The following is a 19569-nucleotide window of genomic DNA, read 5'->3' as shown; positions in this document are numbered from 1 at the left end:
CATCTCCCTCATCCCCCTGATCTCCCTCATCCCCTACTGATACCCGGCTGCTTGCAATAAAAACAGCTTCGCATATTGTCCGCCTGCAGCTAATAATTCTTCGTGGGTTCCTTGTTCTACAACTTTGCCACTTTCGATAACCATAATATTGTCAGCCATGCGAACGGTGGAAAACCTATGAGAAATTAAAAATACCATTTGATTTTTCGTGACAGTACGAAAATGATTGAAAATCTCATATTCAGCTTGAGCATCCATCGCTGATGTTGGTTCGTCTAATACCAAAATATCTGCGCGACTTCGCATAAAAGCACGGGAGAGAGCAATTTTTTGCCACTGTCCCCCGGATAATTCTTGCCCTCCTTTAAACCAACGCCCTAGTTGAGTTTGAAAACTGTTAGGTAATTGGTGAATAAAAGGTTGTGCCATGCCTTTTTGAGCAGCTTTTTGCCAGCGATTTGTATCTTCTAAATATTCCACATCACCGACACCAATATTTTCTCCGACGGTGAATTGATAACGGACAAAGTTTTGGAAAATCACACCAATTCGACGACGCAGTACTTCTACATCCCATTCCTGCAAATCTAAACCATCAAGGGTGATTCTGCCGGCATCTGGGGTGTAAAGTCGGGTGAGTAATTTAATTAAAGTAGTTTTACCAGAACCATTCTCCCCAACAATTGCTAATTTTTCTCCTGGCTTTAAATGTAGAGAAATATTCTGCAATGCAGGTTTTAAATTCCCTGGATAAGTAAAAGATACATTCTCAAATCTGATTCCATCTTTGGGATTTATACCTTTGGTAGCTGTACCCCAAGGTTGTGGTGTTTGCTCTTCTAAAAAATCATAAAGGTTGGAAAGATAAAGATTATCTTCGTACATTCCCCCAATGGAAGTTAAAGCAGCAGAAAAAGTCGATTGTCCTTGGCGAAAAACTGTGAGATACATCGTCATATCTCCCAAGGAAATTTTACCTAATACTGTTTCAATAACAATCCAACCGTATGCTAAATAGAAGGCCGTTGTACTTACCAAACTCAAAAGATAACCCCACCATCCCCTCCGCAAAGTTAAATTACGGTCTTCACCATAAAGGTTATTAAATAGCTGGCGATAACGCCCTAGAAGCATTTCTCCTAATTGATAAAGTTTAACTTCGGTAACAAAATCTTCTCTCGCCAAAAGATTTTCTAAATAATGTTGTTGGCGGGTTTCTGGCGCACGCCAACTAAATAGACGGAATGCTTCACCAGCAAATTTTGTTTCGCCAATAAATGCAGGCATAGCTGCTAAAACTAACACTATTACTGCCCATACAGAAAACTTCACTAGCAAGATACCGTAAGTTACCAGCGAAAGGGCATTTTGTACTAGCCCAAAGGTGCGGTTAACTAAAGAAAGCGGTCGAACTGAAGCTTCTCGCCGCGCATTCAGTAGCTTGTCATAAAATTCCGAGTCTTCAAAATACTTTAAATCGAGAGTGAGAGACTTTTCTAAAATCAGTAAATTTACTCGCTGACCTAGTAGCGCCCGCAACAGCGATTGACAAATAGTCAAACCCCGTTGACTACCAGCTAATACAATGACCGCGATCGCTTCTAATCCTACATACATTAAAGGACGAGAAATATCGCCATCTGCACCAGCTTGGGCAGATAATACCACCGCATCCACAATTAACTTACCAATGTAAGCGATCGCAGCTGGTAAAAGACCAGCGACTAAAGTTAAAGTAGCCAGAATAATCGTCAAAGCACGGCTAGTAGTCCAAACCAAGCCAATAGCTCGTCCGCTATAACGGAAAACTGCCAGTGATTGCCGCAGAGTGTTTCGGTTCTTTTTGCTCTTCATTATTCTTTTTATAGCGTGAAAACACCTGCGATCGCTCACCAATATTGACAAGACAGCAGGGGACTGAGGGTTGCAAATATTGAACGAAAAAATAATTAATCGCTTTGGTAAGCAGGGGGAGCAGGGGAGCAGAGGCACAGAGGGAGAATAAATTTGAGCGATTTACCACTCAACACTCTTGTACAGACGCGATTCATCGCGTCTCTCCTACTCAGCACTCATTTCCTTCCCCTCCACGTGAATAATTACTACAATAAAGTCACACACCTGACTCTGGAGTGTTGGCCGTGGGCTTATTTGATGATTTAAGTCGGTTTTTAGAAAACCGTTTAGAAGAATTCTTGCGTAATAATCCACATTTGGAATTAGAAGCGCTGTTAGAACAGTTACGCGAGCAAGAGGAAGATACTTTAAAGCTAGTTGCAGATTTACAATTACAAGAGAAGCGATCGCAAGAGGAAATTTTAGCTACAGCTCAAGAAATCCAGCGTTGGCATATCCGTGTGCAAAAGGCGAAATCTGCTGGTAGAGAAGATTTAGCGGCGGCGGCGCAAGAGAGAGAAGCCGCTTTATTGCGCGAAGGTAACCAGCGTTGGGGACATATGCAAGGGTTAAAAGAACGCATTAACCAATCAAAAGAACTGCTACAAAAAATACAGGTGCGAAGGCAAGAAGTACAAGCCAAGGCAACCGAAGCACAGACAATACGTGCAAAAGCACAATCCCAACAGCGTTTAGAAACCAATGGCTGGTCAAATTCAACTAGTAGTTATTCCAGTAGTTTTGATGACTTAGAAGAAAAGTTTCGCCGCTGGGAAACTCAAGATGAGTTAGAAAAATTGAAACGTCAGATGGGGAAATAAGTCACTTACAGCAACAAATATCCCACTTTTGTGTATGCAAGGAGACACGGGAGAAATAAAAATATGATCTGAATAAATTAGATAATTTATTTTATGGATCTGGAAGTCCCTAAATCAATATTTATAGTGGCATGGCAAGCCTTAAATGTTGTATTAAAAATCAATTTTATCCGCGTTTATCGGCGGTTAATTTTTTCCAATCTAATGCACTATTTTAGCCTTGCCACACTAGTAGTAGCGTGGCAAGGCTAAAATGTGGCAATATAATTTTCTTGTGGGGTGGACATCTTGTCCGCCCAGGACGGGCAAGATGCCCATCCCACAAGAGTTTGAATAATGCACCATTTTAGTCTAGACACGCCAGTAGGATGCGTTACGGACTCCGTAACGGATCATCCAAGACTTTTGAGGATTGAGCAGTGCTAAACCCCTACCAAAAATTTATATAGGACTCCTATTTTATTTTTGAAAAAACTCCGTACATCTCAAGAGTGGTGAAATCAGGCGAACCCGAAGGGTTGAATATGGCAGAAATTGAGTTTAGTGTTTTGAATCGTCAGTTTCTGAATAGTCATATTACTGACCAAAATACTCTCAATTTAACAACTCAGTTAAGGCTCTATGAGATGGGCTAATACAAATTCAAATAATGTTTGCAACACATCAATATATTCTGGAGTTCAAGGCATTGCCTTGCCCCCACAATCTGTTGCATTATTTTTTCAAATTGGTATGACTCAACAAAAAACCGAACAATAATTTTGGAGGGGGTTTGGGGGACGCAACCGTCACCCAATCGGGGGTTTGGGGGATTCTCCCCCAATTCTTCTGGCTTCTTTAATCAGTGATACCAAATCAAAAAATATTCGCGACGCATCAATATATTCCCGAGGGCGCGGCACGCCGTGCTCCTACCATCTGTCGCATTCTTTTTTCAAATTGGTATAACTCTTCGCCTATTGTGGAAAGCACTTACCAAAATCAAGTAATAACCTCAGCTGACCTTGAAAGCGGATCTGCCGTCGCACAATTGCCCAAACAATATTTTGTTCTTTTGCTAAAAACTTTAACCAGGTTTTGCTGTCAGCAGTGATTGCTAAATTAGCAGTTCCTAAATGTCCATTTTGAATTTCAAGAGTCTGATGACGGATGATAACCGTTGCTTTGCATGACTCTGCACCTATAAACGTAAAATGGTAAATCGCATTTAGTCCTTTGGAGTGTTCGCGTTGAAATGTTAGAGGCATACCGCCCAAGAATCCGCGAATTGATGTTGGTATTAGACTATTCCTGACCTGTTTGACCTGCTTATGAGGAAATCTACGGGTAACATAGGCTTCAGCATCTGAGTTTGGTACTACATAAATAGTTTCTTCTTTCGCCTGCAAAGGTTTAACGACTTCTTGAATAAATTCTTTGCGCCGTATCAAAAAGGGAGCAATTACATCCTCACCCGCAGGACAAACCGCCATACAATATGCCGCTTTATAATTGGCTCCATAAGATAAGCTCTGCCACACAGAAGCAGATTCGGCAGCACTGACCTGTTGGCGATATTCATGCCTATCTTTACTTTCAACAACAGTTTCTACCCAATCCGTAAAACCTCCCATAAACTCCCGATAGTTGTGGGTATAGCAAGCAGAAAAGTTAAAATGTCCATCAGCACTAATTGCACCAACGGGGCAGGCAGAAACACAGAGTTTACACTCTAAGCAAGGGTTATAGTCAATGGGTTGGTGATATGTTGTCACGTTGACATCAATCAAAATCGTTCCTAGTAAAATGAAGTTGCCGAATTTGGGGTGGATCACAAGGCGATGAATCCCCATTTGTCCTAAACCTGCTGCCACGGCTACTGGTTTGTGGGACACACTCCAGACCTTTCCAGGGAATTTATTCATTTCCATCGGAAACCCCATTGCGGGATTACAGCCCCGAATCCCATGCCGTTCAAGCTCCGCCACAATTTGACGCGCAATATGATTAACCTCATCGCCAGTACTATGAAATTCGAGATTAGCAACTGATCTAGCTGGACTCCGGACGTTTTCTCGATTCATACGGCACACAAAACTGATTAAAGTTTTGGTAGGTGGAAAGGCGGCCAGAATGTCTTGACGTTGATCAGCAATCTCAGGTCGGTCAATCTCAACAAAACCAACATCATCAGCCCCAGCTTCGAGACAGAGGTGGCGCAGCCATTGGGCATCAATCTGGGTGGATGGTATAATTTTTGCTTCGGATGCTTCCTGTTTACGCCAGTGTTTGACTGTTGGGTGTTCATCAAATTTAGACATACAATTATCCTCTAAAACATCATGTCCACAGCAAAAAGTAGTCCCTAGAGCAAATAAGTGTATATACACTCTTTGGGCAAAAAAAATTAAAATTGGCTGACTAGAGTTGTTGTTGCGTTTAAATGCGAAAGCAAAGTAGACCAACGCTCCTGACCCAGTTTTTCCACAACGCAAGCTTGCGCTTGCTCCCATAGGGGCAAGGCTTTGGCTAAACTTGCCTGTCCTGCATCCGTCAAGCTGACTACTCGTGTTCGCTGATCTTGCCCCGGTTCAATTTGGATCAATCCTTCTCGTTCCAGAGGCTTCAGATTGCGTGTCAACGTAGTACGATCCATTGCCAGGCTCTGAGCCAATCCATTGATGCTTCCAGAATTCAAAAGCGAAATCGCCACTAAAATCGTAAACTGCGTCGCCAATAAGCCACTAGGCTTCAATTCTTGATCAAAGAATTGTGTTACCACTCGTGAAGCTTTACGCAAGTTGAAGCAAGTACACAAAACACTAACTTGGTTGAGTTGAGCTAAATTGACGTGAACTATTTTCTTTTCCATTTTTATTAAGTGTATATACACTCATTATCTATGTCAAGCCTATATCATCTACTCTCATATAGAGAGTCATCGTAGTCAGGATTGGAGACAATTTGTATATGCTGATTTTTTATTGTCTACTCTTACACTTGTAACTTATGCGTATTTTCTCGCAATCTTTTTCATAAATCAAATAGGATTCCTATCTGTATCAGAATTTTTGAGAATTGGTTTTAGGAGGCGCAAAGTTTTGCACCCCCTAAAGATATCCCTGATAGCCGTTTTGATATATCTAATTATTGAGTGCTGGGCTTAAACCTAATTTGACTTGCTTCTAGGTAAATTACCTGGTTTTTTAGTCCTTGAGCTTCAGTAGCCGTTAAACCCTGCCACTGCTGCTGTGCTTGTTTGACACTGGGCACTAGTTTAAGCACACCTGCTAAATCTACGGTTTGGCCTGCTTTCACAACAACTTTATTTTCAGCACTTCCCGCATCTAGATTGGGAGCCAAAACCACAAATACTCGTTGAGCATTGCTGGAACCAACCCAGAAGGTGCGATCGCCTACTACACTTTGAACATTGACATTTGTAAACTGTACAGGTCTATTTACAAGTGTCTGTTTATTGGCGTTGGTAATTACTAATACATCTGTTATTGGTTGAGTTTGAACAATAGTTGTTGGTTGTGGCGTAGGGGTGACAACCACAGTAGTTGTTACTTGTGGTGTAGCGGTGACAGTAACCGTTGCTTGTGGGGTTGGAACGACAACAACATCAGGTTGCTTTGGTTCGGTAGCACAAGCTGTAATCCCAGTTGCAAGCAGGGTGAAAAGCGTTGCTTTACTTAGCCATGACTTTTTACTTACCAGATTACCATCACTTTGGATGTTACTTAAAGTGCGATTTTGCTTATACATTTGACTATGAATATGCTTAATAGTGAGTTATTTAAACACTCATTTTTTTAGGTTTTGAGGCTACTAAAAATCCTGCACCAAGAGCTTTATGGTGACCAGAAAAATTATGATTGCCTCAATAGTGGTACTTTAAGTTATTAGAAGATAATTTAGCTTCTACCTAATGGAATAATATATGGTAGAAGCGATCGCACTAAGTATTCTAAAGCTCAAGTATCTATAGGGGCACAAAGATTTGTGGTGTGGATTCTATATTACCCATATTATTTTTTCGACATCCTCCGAGTTTACTTATAAATTAAAAATAAAATTTAGAGTAATAATCAAATTATGTAGGATATGTTACTGCACTCTTAATGAAGAAATTTTTGCTATAGTAAACAATTTAACTTTGTGTATTTATTCCTAAAATCTAAATCCTTCAAATTGTATTGAATTTATTAAACTTACTTGCACTTTTTGTTAAAATAAATTTAATCAGACTATCACACCTTCCCATTTCCGTCTATTCAATATTTTTTTGCAATTGCCGCAGTATTCCCTAAACTTGGCAAATGAGCACTGAGGCATGGAACACAATATATTTTTAGATGTTTTATCTAGCCTACAAAGATTATTTGTAGGTTACATTCCAGCCGCTATTTTAGGTGGTTTCATAGGTTACTTAATTGGTATCAATGCCATCATTTATCAGATATGCAGGCGGATATTTCAGATACCCCATAGTATACCTCCTATAGTCTTTCTACCTATTGCGCTCATTCTCTTTCAAGAAAGCGAAGCCGCTAGTGCAATAGTAATTTTTTCGGCTAGCCTTTGGTCAATGATTGTGAATACTGCTATTGGGATGCGACATTTCTACAGACAGAATAGTCAATTTCGGGCTGCCATTTTTCATACATTTCATGCTTTAAAAGTTAGCATCTGGGTCGCATGGTTTACAGTAATTGCCATAGAAATGTTGGTAGGTACCAAAGGTTTAGGCTCGCTGGCTTGGGATGCTTATAAAGCTGGCAACGTCAGTTACATTGTTCAGTCAATAATCTATATTGGTGTGATTGGCTGTTTATTAGATCAGTTATTGGATCTGAGTGGATATCTTTTGGTACAGTTTGTTTCAGCAGGGAAAAAATCTGCTCAAGAGAATAATAAAAAATAAATTTTATGTTCGCTGAAACACTTATACTTTCGTGTAGTATGGTAATGGGTAATTGGTAATAGGAAAAACTAAATGTCCTAGTAGTGTGTCTAGACTAAAATAGTGCGTTAGATTAGAAAAAATTAACCGCAGATAAACGCGGATAAAATTCATCTTTATTGCAACATTTAAGGCTAAACATGCCACTAGAGTGTCAGCAATTAACTAAACTTGATATAACGCACCATATTTATTCAAACAGAGATACGTTACGCGGAAAGCCGTAACGCATCCTACAAATACTCACAAATATTTATTTTGAGGAATTTTTAATTATTCCTACCTGTAGTTGATAGTCCATCAACTATGAGAGAGGGTGTATAACATGAGCCGTTCCAATCAGCATCACCACCGAGGGTTACTAATTGTTTCAAAGCTGCGTAAATGTTACCGGCAACCATTGTATCTTTAACACGACCGATGACTTCCCCATTTTGCACGCGGTAGCCCAATTCAATATTGATGGAAAAGTCGCCGGAAATACCGCCACCTCCACCCAGCATTTGATCGACAATCAAACCATCATCTATTTGTTGAATCAAATCTTGTAGGGATAAAGAACTGGGTTGAACTAACAAATTAAATAATCCAGGGGTGGGATAGCTACCCAAACTAGGGCGAAAACCATTACCCGTACTACTCATACCTAATTGGCGTGCAGTAGTGCGATCGCTATAAAAATGTTGTAGGATTCCATTTTGAATAAAAACAATTGTATTGGTAGGGCTGCCTTCATCATCAAAAGGACAACTATAAGGCCCTGCTTCTGGTTCTTGATAGAGGGTAAGACTGGGTGCAAGGACTGGTTTGCCTAAACGGTCGGCCCAAGGAGAAGCTTTTTCTAGTACACGTTTGCCATTTAATGCTGCTTGCACTGTACCCCAAAGCATATCAGCAGCTTTGGATGTAAATAAAACTGGTACGCGACCGCTAGGGGGTGAGACATTTTCTCGCGCCCAAATTAGCCTTTGTAAAATTTGGTTAGCGAGTTTCTCTGAGTCGAGTTCATCTCTTTGGGTTTGACCGTCGGAAACACTTAAAAAATCGTCACCCCTAACCCATTCAGCCGACATATAGCAGCTAAGAGTTGTATCTGTGTAGTAGCAATCTAGACCTTCAGTATTGACAAGCCTAGTATTTTCCACATCACATTCCCAATCACTGTGGCAAAGTACATCAGGATATTCATCTCGAACTAAAGCGATCGCTTCCTTACCCCAGTTAACCAAATGCTCTATGGGCACACTTTTCCCTAAGTCTGGGTAAGATGGCTTAAAGTTGCGCCCCAATTCTATTGGTTCCGGTTGATTGAGTTTACTCAACGCTAGAGAGCGTTCTACCATCGCTTGCGGTTCCACAGTACCGTAAGCCACAGTCAGCCCTGGACGGCCATTGCGCCATAGCCGCAGCGCTGTACCCTCAGATTGGCTAGTTTCGAGTTGCTTTAGGCGATTAGCCTCAAAAAACACTGGTCGAGAAAGCGATCGCGACTGATACACTTCAGCTGCTTCTGCTCCAGACTTAATTGCTAGTTCCAGCAGATGTTCTGCTAGCGTATCTTGTGACAAATTTTCAGAACCCATGACCCTTGGTAAATTATGGATTGTGGATTTTGAACCGCGAATAGAGAAAGCAGTGCATTCGGTCGCCAGACTTATTGCCTAACGTCTCCACTTCTCCTGATGGGAGAAGCTACTGCCGCGCAGATCATTATCCCAAATCATCAACATCTATCAGCCGTTGCCCTTGTGGATGATTCATTGATGATTAGCTCGGTAATGAATAATCATTCGTCAAAAGTTTTATGGCTTTTTCCTTGATCCTCATACCGATTCCCCTCATGACTATGCCATGAATCTACGGCAGATTGACTTCTTGCAACAGCCAAAATCCGGCAAACGATTCTGTTTGAGGATCTGACTGCACACCGATAAAATGCACTCCATTGGCTTGTTGCTTGGCTTCTTCAAACCCTTTGGCTTCTGCCAATGTTTGAGGATTTTTGATATTTGCCAAAATCCAGCTTTCTGTCACACCAGTTTCTAACAGTAATCTTGTGCCGTCACTCGTGTCAAATCTTAGATAAGCTAAATCTAAACCAGACATCCAGCCTGCGATCGGCAATGCCCTGGGTGAGAAAATCAAAATCCCAGGAATACGGGTTTGGGGTGATACTCGCGCTAATTCTAAAGGAAAGGCTTCACCAAAACCAATTTCCCATTCTGGCATATCCATTAAATCAGCCGCTTCTAAAGAAACAAATACCCATTTTTTCCCTTCCAATGCATCAGGTAACCTTTGGGGTAAAGGACTTTCCAATCGCACCGAGGGATTAGTACCCCCTTGATAACCTGGTTCATGAGGATACACCTCCTCAATTCGCTGTTTTAGCCATTGGTTCAGCATCAAAGTCCGACGGCTAGATTGAGCTGGAATACTTAGATCCTCGCAGGCTTTCGTAATCATATTATTCATTTGGCGGCGGAAAAAGCGGATTTTAATTGGTGCTTCTCCAGCTTCGGCAATAGCCTCTTGCAACGCCGTCCGCAACCAACCCGAATTTACCTGCGTACTGGGACAGTATTTAGCATAACGAAACAGAGAATCTGTTTTGGCGCGGACATCTAAGGGACTTTCGCAAACTAATACTTCCCAAACTTTTTTCTGATTGTCGTCCAAAATCGGACGGGAGTAAAAATCAATTTCCCAAATACTGCCCATGTTTTTCGGTAAAAATCTGGCTGTTATTATGTTCCTGATATTCTGATCATACGAGTCTTGGGGCAGCAACAGACATCAAGAAGTTAAAACAAAAGTTGTAGAGACGCGATTAATCGCGTCTTTACAAGAGTCAAGAGCCATTTATTTCTCTTGTCCTCCCAATCGCCAGTCCCCAATTCCCAATCAATCCCCAAAAAACAAAACCTGCTCTAATTGTTTATATACTCCTAGCCTTAAGGTTCTTGTCCTATGATTGGGAGCTGCTAATGCTAATTAATAATTAAGTTATTTAGGTACTTTTGCATGGCGCTGGATATTTCCACTTTGCCTTTGGCATTCCAATTTACTTCTCCTGGCCCGATTCTGTGGAGAATAGGGCCAATCACAATTCGTTGGTATGGCTTATTAATCGCCACCGCAGTTTTAATCGGAGTCAGCCTTTCTCAGTATTTGGCCAAGCGCCGTAACGTTAACCCAGACTTACTTAGCGATTTGTCAATTTGGCTAGTAATTGGGGCAATTCCCGCCGCCCGATTATATTACGTTTTATTTCAATGGCCAGAATATGCCCAGCACCCAGACCGCATAATTGCCATTTGGCAAGGTGGCATTGCGATTCATGGAGCAATCTTAGGTGGACTCGTAGCTGCGCTCATCTTTGCCAAACTCAAGCAAGTTTCTTTTTGGCAATTAGCAGATTTGGTAGCACCTTCGCTGATTTTAGGGCAAGCGATCGGACGTTGGGGTAATTTCTTCAATTCAGAAGCTTTTGGCGATCCTACCAATTTACCTTGGAAATTATATATTCCACCCGATCGCCGTCCCCCAGAGTTAATTAATTTTGAGTACTTTCACCCCACTTTTCTCTATGAATCTCTTTGGGATTTAATGGTATTTGCTGTGTTGCTCACCCTATTTTTCCGAAGTTTGCAAGGTAAACCACGCCTCAAAATAGGTACGCTATTTCTCACTTACTTAGCAACCTACAGCCTGGGACGCTTATGGATAGAAGGTTTTCGTACTGATAGCTTAATGCTAGGGCCCCTCAGAATGGCTCAAGTCGTGAGCTTAATCGGAATTATTGTTGGATTAGCTGGATTAGCTTGGCTTTACATAGCTAAACGCCCTTTACCAGATGTCATTTCCACCCCCAGGGGGAATGGGGCGATAGAGAGGTGAGGGACTGGGGATTGGGGATTGGGGGATGAAGGGGATGAGGAGACAAGGAGATAAATTCCAATTACCAATTACCAATTACCAATTACCAATTACCCAAAAATAAAAAATGCCCTAGAGAAGTTCTCCAGGGCTTAACCAGGGTGCATCTACCATTACTCTCTACTAGGGAATTAGAGGTTATCCGGAAAGACACGGAAAAATTATCAAAAATTTTTTTTAGAAATTCTCTTTTGTGCTGCAATGAGTGAATATACAGAAGAAATATGTGACAAAAAATTGTTATCTGCGATAGAACCAAAGGTCTATATTGTGGGTGCAGGGCCGGGAGACCCAGATTTATTAACGGTTAAAGCACAAAAGCTGCTGGCTGTAGCAGATGTAATATTATTTGCCGACTCTTTAGTACCCGAGCAAATATTGCATCTTTGTCGCCCAGAAGCAGAAATTATTCGGACTGCCAATAAAACTTTAGAAGAGATTGTGCCGTTAATGATAGAAAGAGTGCGATCGCATAAATCTGTCGTTCGTCTCCATTCTGGCGATCCTAGTCTCTACAGCGCTACTCAAGAGCAAATGCAGCTGTTAAAAGCAGCAGAAATCCCTTTTGAAGTCATCCCCGGTGTTAGCGCCTTTCAAGCTGCAGCCGCCAAACTGCAAGTAGAATTGACTGTTCCCAACTTAGTACAAACGATTATTTTGTCGCGCATTAGCGGCCGTACAGAAGTCCCCGCCACTGAAGAACTAGCAACCCTAGCAGCACACCAAGCTAGTCTGTGCTTATATTTGAGTGCGCGCCATGTAGAAACAGCCCAAGCCAAATTATTAGAACACTACCCAGCCGACACCCCAGTAGCGATTTGCTTTCGCATCGGCTGGCCAGATGAAAAAATTCGGGTTGTTCCCCTCACCGAGATGGCTGACTGTACCCAGAAAGAGCAGTTGATGCGTACCACACTGTATGTAATTAGTCCAGCACTTTTACAAGCAACAGCGCGATCGCGTTTATATCATCCTGAACATAATCATCTGTTTCGCTCGTCGCATTAATAATTATGGGGCATGGGGCATGGGGCATTGGGCATTGGGCATTGGGTAATCGGTAATTGGTAATGGGTAATGGGAATCTCTCCCTCATCCTCCTCATCTCCTTTCCATCTCTACGCTTCGGTAAAATTAATCTGGAAATTGCCAACTTTTTTCACTCTTGTACAGACGCGATTCATCGCGTCTCTCCGTCTTTTTGACCTTTAACTAATTTCAATCTGAAATTTTTGACTATGCCATTAATTAAAGTACAAACTTCTGTTGCTGCACCGGAAAGAACTGAAATTGAAAGCTTGCTGAAAAGCTTATCTGCTAAGTTAGCCAAGCATTTAGGCAAACCCGAATCTTATGTAATGACAGCTTTTGAGCCAGATGTGCCTATGACTTTTGCTGGTACAACAGACCCAGTTTGTTACATTGAAATTAAAAGTATCGGTACTATGAAACCTGACCAAACAGCGACGATGAGTCAGGATTTCTGTCAGCAGATTAACCAAGCTTTAGGCGTAGCTAAAAATCGGATTTATATAGAATTTGCAGATGCTAAAGGTGCTATGTGGGGTTGGAATGGCTCAACCTTTGGGTAAGGTTTTGTAGGGGAAGGGGGAAGGGGTAATGGGTAATTGGTAATAGGAATTTCTCCCTTTATCCCCCTCATCTCCCTCATCAGGGAATGTTAACAGAGCGCAACAATCGCTCAACAACAGTTCTGGCGCTGCGTCCTCCCCTGGGGATGAGGCGATGACAAAGAACGTGAGGAACGAGAAATTTTACATCATCGGGAATGGCGTAATCACGTCCTAAAATAAAAGCGAGGGCTTGGGTAGCTTTTTGTAAAGCGACTGTACCGCGAGGGCTGACACCGAGAGAAATTTCTTCATCCTGTCTTGTCGCCCGCACTAAGTCCAGAATGTATTGCTGTAAAGGTGTTTCCACTCTTACCTGAGAACAGAGTTGCCGTAATTGAGCTATTTCTTCTAGGGTAATGCAAGGTTGTAAATCAGCTACCTTGATACCATCCGTCAGGTTTTGCAGCATTTGGAGTTCTTCTGTCTCTGAAGGATAGCCTAAACTCAAAGACAGCATAAATCTATCCATCTGCGCTTCAGGTAGCGGAAAAGTCCCTTGATACTCAACTGGGTTTTGGGTAGCAATGACAAAAAAAGGTGTGGGAACAGCACGAGAAACACCATCAACTGTTACCTGATGTTCTTCCATCACTTCTAACAAAGCTGACTGAGTTCGGGGTGTAGCACGGTTGATTTCGTCAGCTAGCAAAATGTTGGCAAATATAGGCCCAGGTAGAAAGGTAAATTCGCCGCTTTTGGGGTTCCAAATGTTTGTACCAGTAATATCAGTAGGTAATAAATCGGGGGTACATTGTAGCCTTTGAAACTTACCGTCAAGCGATCGCGCTAATGATTTAGCTAGCAGGGTCTTACCAACACCAGGAACATCTTCTAATAAAGCATGACCACCGCCAAGGATGGCGACTAGTACCAAACGTATTGCTTCGGTTTTACCAACGATGGTACGAGACAGATTATGTGTTAAAGCCTCAAGTTTTTCTCTCATGCACCACGGGATTGGGGGTTGGGGATTGGGTACTGGGGATTGGGCAATTCAATTTTGGATTGAGTTTAAATCTAAAATCCAAAATCTAAAATCTAAAATTCCCAGTCCCTAGTATTCCCACCCAGCAATCACAATTCAACATTCCGAGAGCAAAACTTCTTTCGCCACATGACAATCGAGCTGAATTTGTGTTTTTAAGGCTTCGAGAGAGTCAAATTTTTGTTCTGGTCGTAAAAATTGTACTAGCTGTACAGCCAGCTTTTTGCCGTACAAATCTCCAGACCAATCAAATAAATGGACTTCCACAGATATATGAGTACCATCAACTGTGGGGCGATTACCTATATTCATTACGCCTAATATTGTTGGTGTTTGAGTATCTGCTGTCTCATCAAGCATCAACACGCGGACAGCATAAACACCTAGGCGAGGTAAAAACTTGTCTTTTGGTAATTGCAAGTTAGCAGTGGGAAAACCAATCGTTCTGCCCAGTTTTTGTCCTTGAATTACCACACCAAAAAGAGTGTATGGTCTTCCCAAAAGGAAATTCGCGCTTTTGACATCGCCATTTTCTAAGGCCTGGCGAATTAATGAAGTACTAATTGGTGGTGCTTGGGTAGGAGGATTACTAGGGCAATTACTTTCTGCTGTCAATTGATCGCTACCTACATAGGTTTCTAAAGTAACGATTGTGACAGGAATATTATATTTGGCGGCGAGTAGTTTTAAATCCTCAGCTGTGCCAGCGCGCTGTTTACCAAAACAAAAATCTTGTCCCACGCTAAGTTGCTGGCATCGCAGTTTTTGTACGAGAATTTTTTCTACAAACTCTTCTGGAGAGAGAGACGATAATTCTTTATCAAAGGGTAATAGTACCAGCTGTTCTATTCCCAGCGATCGCAATTGTTCCACTTTTTCATCAAGTGGTGTTAACAAAGCACGGGGTTGACCTGAGAAAAATTCCTGTGGATGGGGATGAAATGTCACAACAGTAGAGTATATATGCTCATTTGTTGTAGCTGTAGTGTTTCCTGGCTGGGATGCAGGATTTGTGAAATCATGAAGTGAGCGTTCTGGTAAATTGCCCTCATCTTGCACAAACTTTTGATCGCACGCAGTCCCTGTAACTGCTCTTTTTGCTTGCTGCAAAACTGGCTGGATGACTCTTTGATGACCAAGGTGCATACCATCAAATTTGCCAAGCGCAACAGCAGTTGGTGTTAGCAGTTCTTCACTCGAAGAACCAACCCACACGGAACACCCATTTTGAGACAAATTTAGCACGTGGATTCTGGGATTTTAGGTTTATTGAGCTATCAGCTACAAGTTCCCCTATAGGTAACTTAACTGACTGGGAGGGCACCCTTGACGCACATCCCGCGACTCCACAGAGTTTTCATCTGGAGCGTTTTCGCTCTGAATTTAACCGCTTGTGGGAGCAGCCACGGCGTTATTACCACCCTTTGGCTAATAGCCAAAGCATACCCTACAGGCAGCAACTAATTAGGGTGTTTTGTGCTGTTTCTCAGCTTGATTTATCTTTGCTGAGTCCAGAGAACCCTACACCACAGTTAAAGAGGCTTTAGCTAAACTTTTGGGTTTTAGCAAGTATTGTACCTGCTCGTCCCTTGAGGCAGCTAGTCTATGGGCATTTGTGCTTCCCTGGTTAGCTCGCAAAGCGTGTTCTCCAGTTTTTGCAGTTTACCGTAAGAGTCACCTCTCCTGCTGAGAGCTTCTCTTCACCAATCTAATACCATTTTGGATTTTAGATTTTAGATTTTAGATTTTAGATTTTAGATTGGGAATTTGTGTATCCATCTGTCGCCATGATTTGTCCAAGGGGGAAAAATCGCAGATTTTGCGATCGCTGCGACTACAAACTTTAGGCAGATAAGTTCCCGACAGGGCAAGATTCTGATATGGTCGCAGAAACAGGAACATGAAGTACCATGCCTTCCCGTGCCATCACTGCACCTGCAAATTCCTCACCCGCTTGATTTCCCACATTATCTAGAAATTCATCGTTATGCGCGGGGTCATGATGGAAAATTGCTAGGGTCTTGACATGAGCAGCTTTGGCTATTTTCACCGCTTCTTGCCAGGTGGAATGTCCCCAGCCAATTCTCGGCGATGTTGGTGAATGGTATTCTTCATTGGTATAGGTACAATCGTATATTAAGATATCAGCATTACGCGCTAGCCAGAGGACGTTTTCGTCCAGTCTGTCAGGAAAATGTTCAGTATCAGTAATATAAGCAGCAGCGCCATCACGCCAGTTAACTCGATATCCCACGGCTTCACCAGGGTGATTTAATGGTGCTGTTTCTACAGTAATGTCATTAATGTGTATTGGTTGCCCTGCAGTAATGTCACAAAAATTTAAATTTGCCTGCATAATTTGCAAAGGCACAGGAAAATTGGGATGGAGCATTTGGTCATTTAGGCGCTGTTCGATAGTGGAACCATCGGGAGCAATTGCGCCATAAATCTTAAAATGGTTTCCCTTGATAAAACCTGGTGCAAAGAACGGAAATCCTTGCATGTGATCCCAGTGGGAATGGGTAAAAAATAGATGACCTTCTAACGGCATTTGGCGCAACAAAGATTGCCCCAATACATGAAGTCCTGTTCCACCATCGAAAATTAAGCGTTTACCGCCCACTTGCATTTCAACGCAAGGGGTATTACCGCCATAACGCACTGTGTGTGGCCCGGGACTGGGGATGCTGCCGCGAACGCCCCAAAATTGCACGGTAAATTGGTTCTCTAACCTAGACATGGGTGTTGCTTTCTGGACTGAGCGTGCGATCAATAAAACAAATTGTTACTTATGTTTGTTAAGTTTATGCAGTCTTACCATTTTGGCAGAGGGGAATTTCTTGGTAAAACAGCATACCCTTTTTTCGGCAGGTTTTTTCAACCAGAGTGAGAGATAACAAAGCCAAAGCTTAAAGTACTTTGGGCTTACATGTAGCAGTGAGATCAACAGCGTTTCTACTTTATAGCTTAAATTTGTCGATCATGTTTTAACTCATTGCTGAAAGTTACAAATTTTTCCTCAAATACCAAAGTTTTTACGTAAATTTAAATTCCCATTCTGATAATTGCTGTAATCCTGTTGCGTAAGTAAGATTGTATTGTAATGGAGTAATGCTAATGTGGTTTTTACGGATAACATGTACATCTATAGGGATGTGTTGAGGCAAATTTAAGCCTTCTGGTGGTTCTACTTCTTCCAAAACCTCACCTGTTAACCAGTAATAGGTTTTACCACGCGGATCGACTCGCTTGTCAAATACATCCACGTAGCGCCGCACTCCCTGGCGCGTGATTGTGACTCCTGCAATTTCTTCCCATTTGACTGGAGGAACGTTAACATTGAGCAACATTAACTCTGGTAGGGGTTTGGCTGCTAGTTGTGCTACTAGCTGTTGGGCAAAGTGAGCCGCAGTTTGAAATTCTTTAGAAGTATGGCTAGCAAGGCTGAAAGCAATGCTAGGAATCCCTTCAATTATTCCTTCCATAGCCGCAGACACAGTCCCAGAATAGAGAATTTCTGTGCCCAAATTTGCCCCTTGATTAATGCCAGAAAGCACCAAATCTGGGGGTGTGTCTAACAAAGCCCAAAGCGCTAATTTGACGCAATCTGAAGGAGTGCCATCACAAGCCCAAGCTTTAACTGTGGGATGAAAAATTGACTCCACAATTTCCGCGCGAATTGGTTGGTGTAAAGTCAATCCATGCCCAGTTGCCGATCGCTCTCGGTCGGGGCATACTACAGTCACTTCATGACCTGCCTGTGCCAAGCAGTTGGCCAGGGTACGAATACCCAAGGCAGAAATTCCGTCATCATTGCTAATGAGTAATTTCATCGTTATTGGTCATTAGTCGTTGGTCATTAGTCATTAGTTATTTGTTATCTGACATTTGTCAATGTCGAGCGTCACAAATAGCAGGCAAAAAAACATCCTCACACACCAAATCCCTTTTAGGGACTTGCAACTAAAAAAATCAATCGCTTTAGGGAGCAGAGGCGGAAGAATACAATTATGGTCTTCGCGGTGAAAAATGAATAATTTAATTTCTGGAAGTCCCTTAAACTGGTAAACAGAGGTTTGGACTAAAGAAGTATGAAGTGTAAAGGATGAAGTAATGGCTGCTAGGCATCTGCCTTACCCACAAGTGCGGTGAAAGATCAAATTTTTGATATTCCTACCTCCTCTGGGAATGAGTAGGATAATTTCAGACTTTATACTTTAGCCTTCAACCTTCCTTTAACCCTTACCTTTGGCCTGTTAAGGTCATATTACTAAGCCGATTGGTGATTTGTACCAACTTCTGGAACTAATGACCAATGACAAATGACAAATGACTAACTAACTAATGACTAGCAATTTAGAGGCTCAACTTTTAGCACTACGGCAGGAAGGAGAAAAAGCGATCGCAGCCGCTGATACCTTAGAACGCCTAGAAGAACTCAGAGTAGGTTATCTGGGTAAGAAGGGGCAACTTGGGGCACTGTTGCGAAGTATGGGGCAGATGAGTGCAGAGGAACGTCCTAAAATTGGGGCGATCGCTAATACAGTGAAAGAATCCCTGCAAAATAGTTTAGACAAGCAGCGCACTGCCCTAGAAGCTGCTCAAATTCAAGCCCAGTTAGAGGCTGAAACTCTGGATGTCACAATGCCGGGAATTTACAGTCCCCAAGGTCGCATTCATCCTCTAAATGGTATCATCGACCGCGCCCTGGATATCTTTGTCGGCATGGGTTACACGGTGGCTCAAGGGCCAGAGATGGAAACAGATTATTACAATTTTGAGGCGCTGAATACTCCCCCTGACCATCCCGCCCGTGATATGCAGGATACCTTCTACCTGCCAGATGGCAATCTTCTGCGTACTCATACCTCTTCAGTGCAAATTCGTTATATGGAATCTGAAGAACCACCCATTCGGGTTGTGGCCCCTGGGCGAGTTTATCGCCGCGATAACGTAGATGCTACTCACTCAGCAGTTTTCCATCAAATCGAGTTGCTAGCCATTGATGAGGGACTGACATTTACAGACCTCAAGGGTGTAATTAAGGTATTTTTACAAGCAATGTTTGGCGATTTGCCAATTCGCTTCCGCGCTAGCTATTTCCCCTTTACAGAACCCTCCGCCGAAGTGGATTTGCAATGGAATGGTCGTTGGCTGGAAGTTATGGGTTGCGGTATGGTCGATCCAAATGTGATGAAATCTGTAGGTTATGACCCAGAAATTTATACTGGGTTTGCGGCTGGTTTCGGTGTCGAACGGTTTGCGATGGTTCTGCACCAAATCGATGATATTCGGCGCTTATATGCCAGCGATTTGCGCTTTTTAAGACAATTTTAAATGATGTAA

General features: G+C 42.3%; 16 protein-coding genes. 6 read left to right on the top strand and 10 right to left on the bottom strand.

Annotated features, from left to right (window positions below; translation table 11 throughout):
• Positions 1-33: 33 nt before the first annotated feature.
• Entirely contained in the window at positions 34-1854 is a 1821-nt protein-coding gene (locus tag HG267_RS29940) for an ABC transporter ATP-binding protein (RefSeq protein ID WP_045871291.1), read from the bottom strand.
• Between the two features lie 287 nt (positions 1855-2141).
• Here HG267_RS29940 and HG267_RS29935 point away from each other — a divergent pair, with 287 nt between their 5' ends.
• The gene (locus HG267_RS29935) at positions 2142-2717 is read left to right on the top strand and encodes a TIGR04376 family protein (protein WP_045871290.1); all 576 of its coding nucleotides are present in this window, start codon (positions 2142-2144) and stop codon (positions 2715-2717) included.
• A 956-nt stretch (positions 2718-3673) separates the two neighbouring features.
• Here the strand turns inward: HG267_RS29935 and HG267_RS29930 are convergent.
• The 3 genes from HG267_RS29930 to HG267_RS29920 all read right to left on the bottom strand — a co-directional run bounded on the left by HG267_RS29930 (position 3674) and on the right by HG267_RS29920 (position 6467).
• Positions 3674-5017, bottom strand: a complete 1344-nt coding sequence (locus tag HG267_RS29930) for an epoxyqueuosine reductase (protein WP_045871289.1) — start codon at positions 5015-5017, stop codon at positions 3674-3676.
• An 86-nt stretch (positions 5018-5103) separates the two neighbouring features.
• Positions 5104-5568, bottom strand: a complete 465-nt coding sequence (locus HG267_RS29925; protein ID WP_045871288.1) for a MarR family winged helix-turn-helix transcriptional regulator — start codon at positions 5566-5568, stop codon at positions 5104-5106.
• Between the two features lie 275 nt (positions 5569-5843).
• A complete protein-coding gene (locus HG267_RS29920) occupies positions 5844-6467 on the bottom strand; it encodes a hypothetical protein (RefSeq protein ID WP_045871287.1) in 624 nt (207 codons plus the stop codon).
• 568 nt (positions 6468-7035) lie between these two features.
• Here HG267_RS29920 and HG267_RS29915 point away from each other — a divergent pair.
• Positions 7036-7626, top strand: a complete 591-nt coding sequence (locus HG267_RS29915) for an ABC transporter permease (protein WP_045871286.1) — start codon at positions 7036-7038, stop codon at positions 7624-7626.
• 308 nt (positions 7627-7934) lie between these two features.
• On the opposite strand, the gene HG267_RS29910 is transcribed toward HG267_RS29915, so the two are convergent.
• Both HG267_RS29910 and HG267_RS29905 read right to left on the bottom strand, forming a co-directional pair.
• Positions 7935-9248: a TldD/PmbA family protein gene (locus HG267_RS29910; RefSeq protein ID WP_045871285.1), complete on the bottom strand. Its 1314-nt coding sequence runs from the start codon at positions 9246-9248 to the stop codon at positions 7935-7937.
• Positions 9249-9522: 274 nt separating this feature from the next.
• Entirely contained in the window at positions 9523-10386 is an 864-nt protein-coding gene (locus HG267_RS29905; protein WP_045871284.1) for a Tab2/Atab2 family RNA-binding protein, read from the bottom strand.
• A gap of 303 nt (positions 10387-10689) precedes the next feature.
• On the opposite strand from HG267_RS29905, the gene lgt reads away from it, so the two are divergent.
• The 3 genes from lgt to HG267_RS29890 all read left to right on the top strand — a co-directional run bounded on the left by lgt (position 10690) and on the right by HG267_RS29890 (position 13196).
• The gene (gene lgt, locus HG267_RS29900; protein WP_045871283.1) at positions 10690-11565 is read left to right on the top strand and encodes a prolipoprotein diacylglyceryl transferase; all 876 of its coding nucleotides are present in this window, start codon (positions 10690-10692) and stop codon (positions 11563-11565) included.
• A gap of 240 nt (positions 11566-11805) precedes the next feature.
• Complete coding sequence (gene cobM, locus HG267_RS29895) at positions 11806-12612, top strand: precorrin-4 C(11)-methyltransferase (protein ID WP_045871282.1); 807 nt, start codon at positions 11806-11808, stop codon at positions 12610-12612.
• Positions 12613-12842: 230 nt separating this feature from the next.
• A complete protein-coding gene (locus HG267_RS29890; protein WP_045871281.1) occupies positions 12843-13196 on the top strand; it encodes a phenylpyruvate tautomerase MIF-related protein in 354 nt (117 codons plus the stop codon).
• 79 nt (positions 13197-13275) lie between these two features.
• Here the strand turns inward: HG267_RS29890 and HG267_RS29885 are convergent, their stop codons facing one another.
• From HG267_RS29885 to surE, 4 genes are all read right to left on the bottom strand, one after another.
• Positions 13276-14184, bottom strand: coding sequence for an AAA family ATPase (locus HG267_RS29885; RefSeq protein ID WP_045871280.1), 909 nt, complete (start codon positions 14182-14184; stop codon positions 13276-13278).
• A gap of 135 nt (positions 14185-14319) precedes the next feature.
• Positions 14320-15468 carry a bifunctional riboflavin kinase/FAD synthetase gene (locus tag HG267_RS29880; protein WP_045871279.1) on the bottom strand — a complete coding sequence of 383 codons (1149 nt, stop codon included), beginning with the start codon at positions 15466-15468 and terminating at the stop codon, positions 14320-14322.
• Between the two features lie 598 nt (positions 15469-16066).
• Positions 16067-16963 (bottom strand): MBL fold metallo-hydrolase, encoded by an 897-nt coding sequence (locus tag HG267_RS29875; RefSeq protein WP_045871278.1) that lies wholly within the window; start codon positions 16961-16963, stop codon positions 16067-16069.
• Between the two features lie 295 nt (positions 16964-17258).
• The gene (gene surE / locus HG267_RS29870; protein ID WP_045871277.1) at positions 17259-18056 is read right to left on the bottom strand and encodes a 5'/3'-nucleotidase SurE; all 798 of its coding nucleotides are present in this window, start codon (positions 18054-18056) and stop codon (positions 17259-17261) included.
• 511 nt (positions 18057-18567) lie between these two features.
• On the opposite strand from surE, the gene pheS reads away from it, so the two are divergent.
• Entirely contained in the window at positions 18568-19560 is a 993-nt protein-coding gene (gene pheS, locus HG267_RS29865; protein ID WP_045871276.1) for a phenylalanine--tRNA ligase subunit alpha, read from the top strand.
• The last annotated feature ends 9 nt before the right edge of the window (positions 19561-19569 follow it).

Origin of the sequence: Tolypothrix sp. PCC 7601, from assembly GCF_025677855.1 — a bacterium.
GTDB classification, from domain to species: domain Bacteria; phylum Cyanobacteriota; class Cyanobacteriia; order Cyanobacteriales; family Nostocaceae; genus Aulosira; species Aulosira diplosiphon.
The sequence above is the reverse complement of the archived record's forward strand: the minus strand, read 5'-3'. Positions and strand labels throughout refer to the sequence as shown.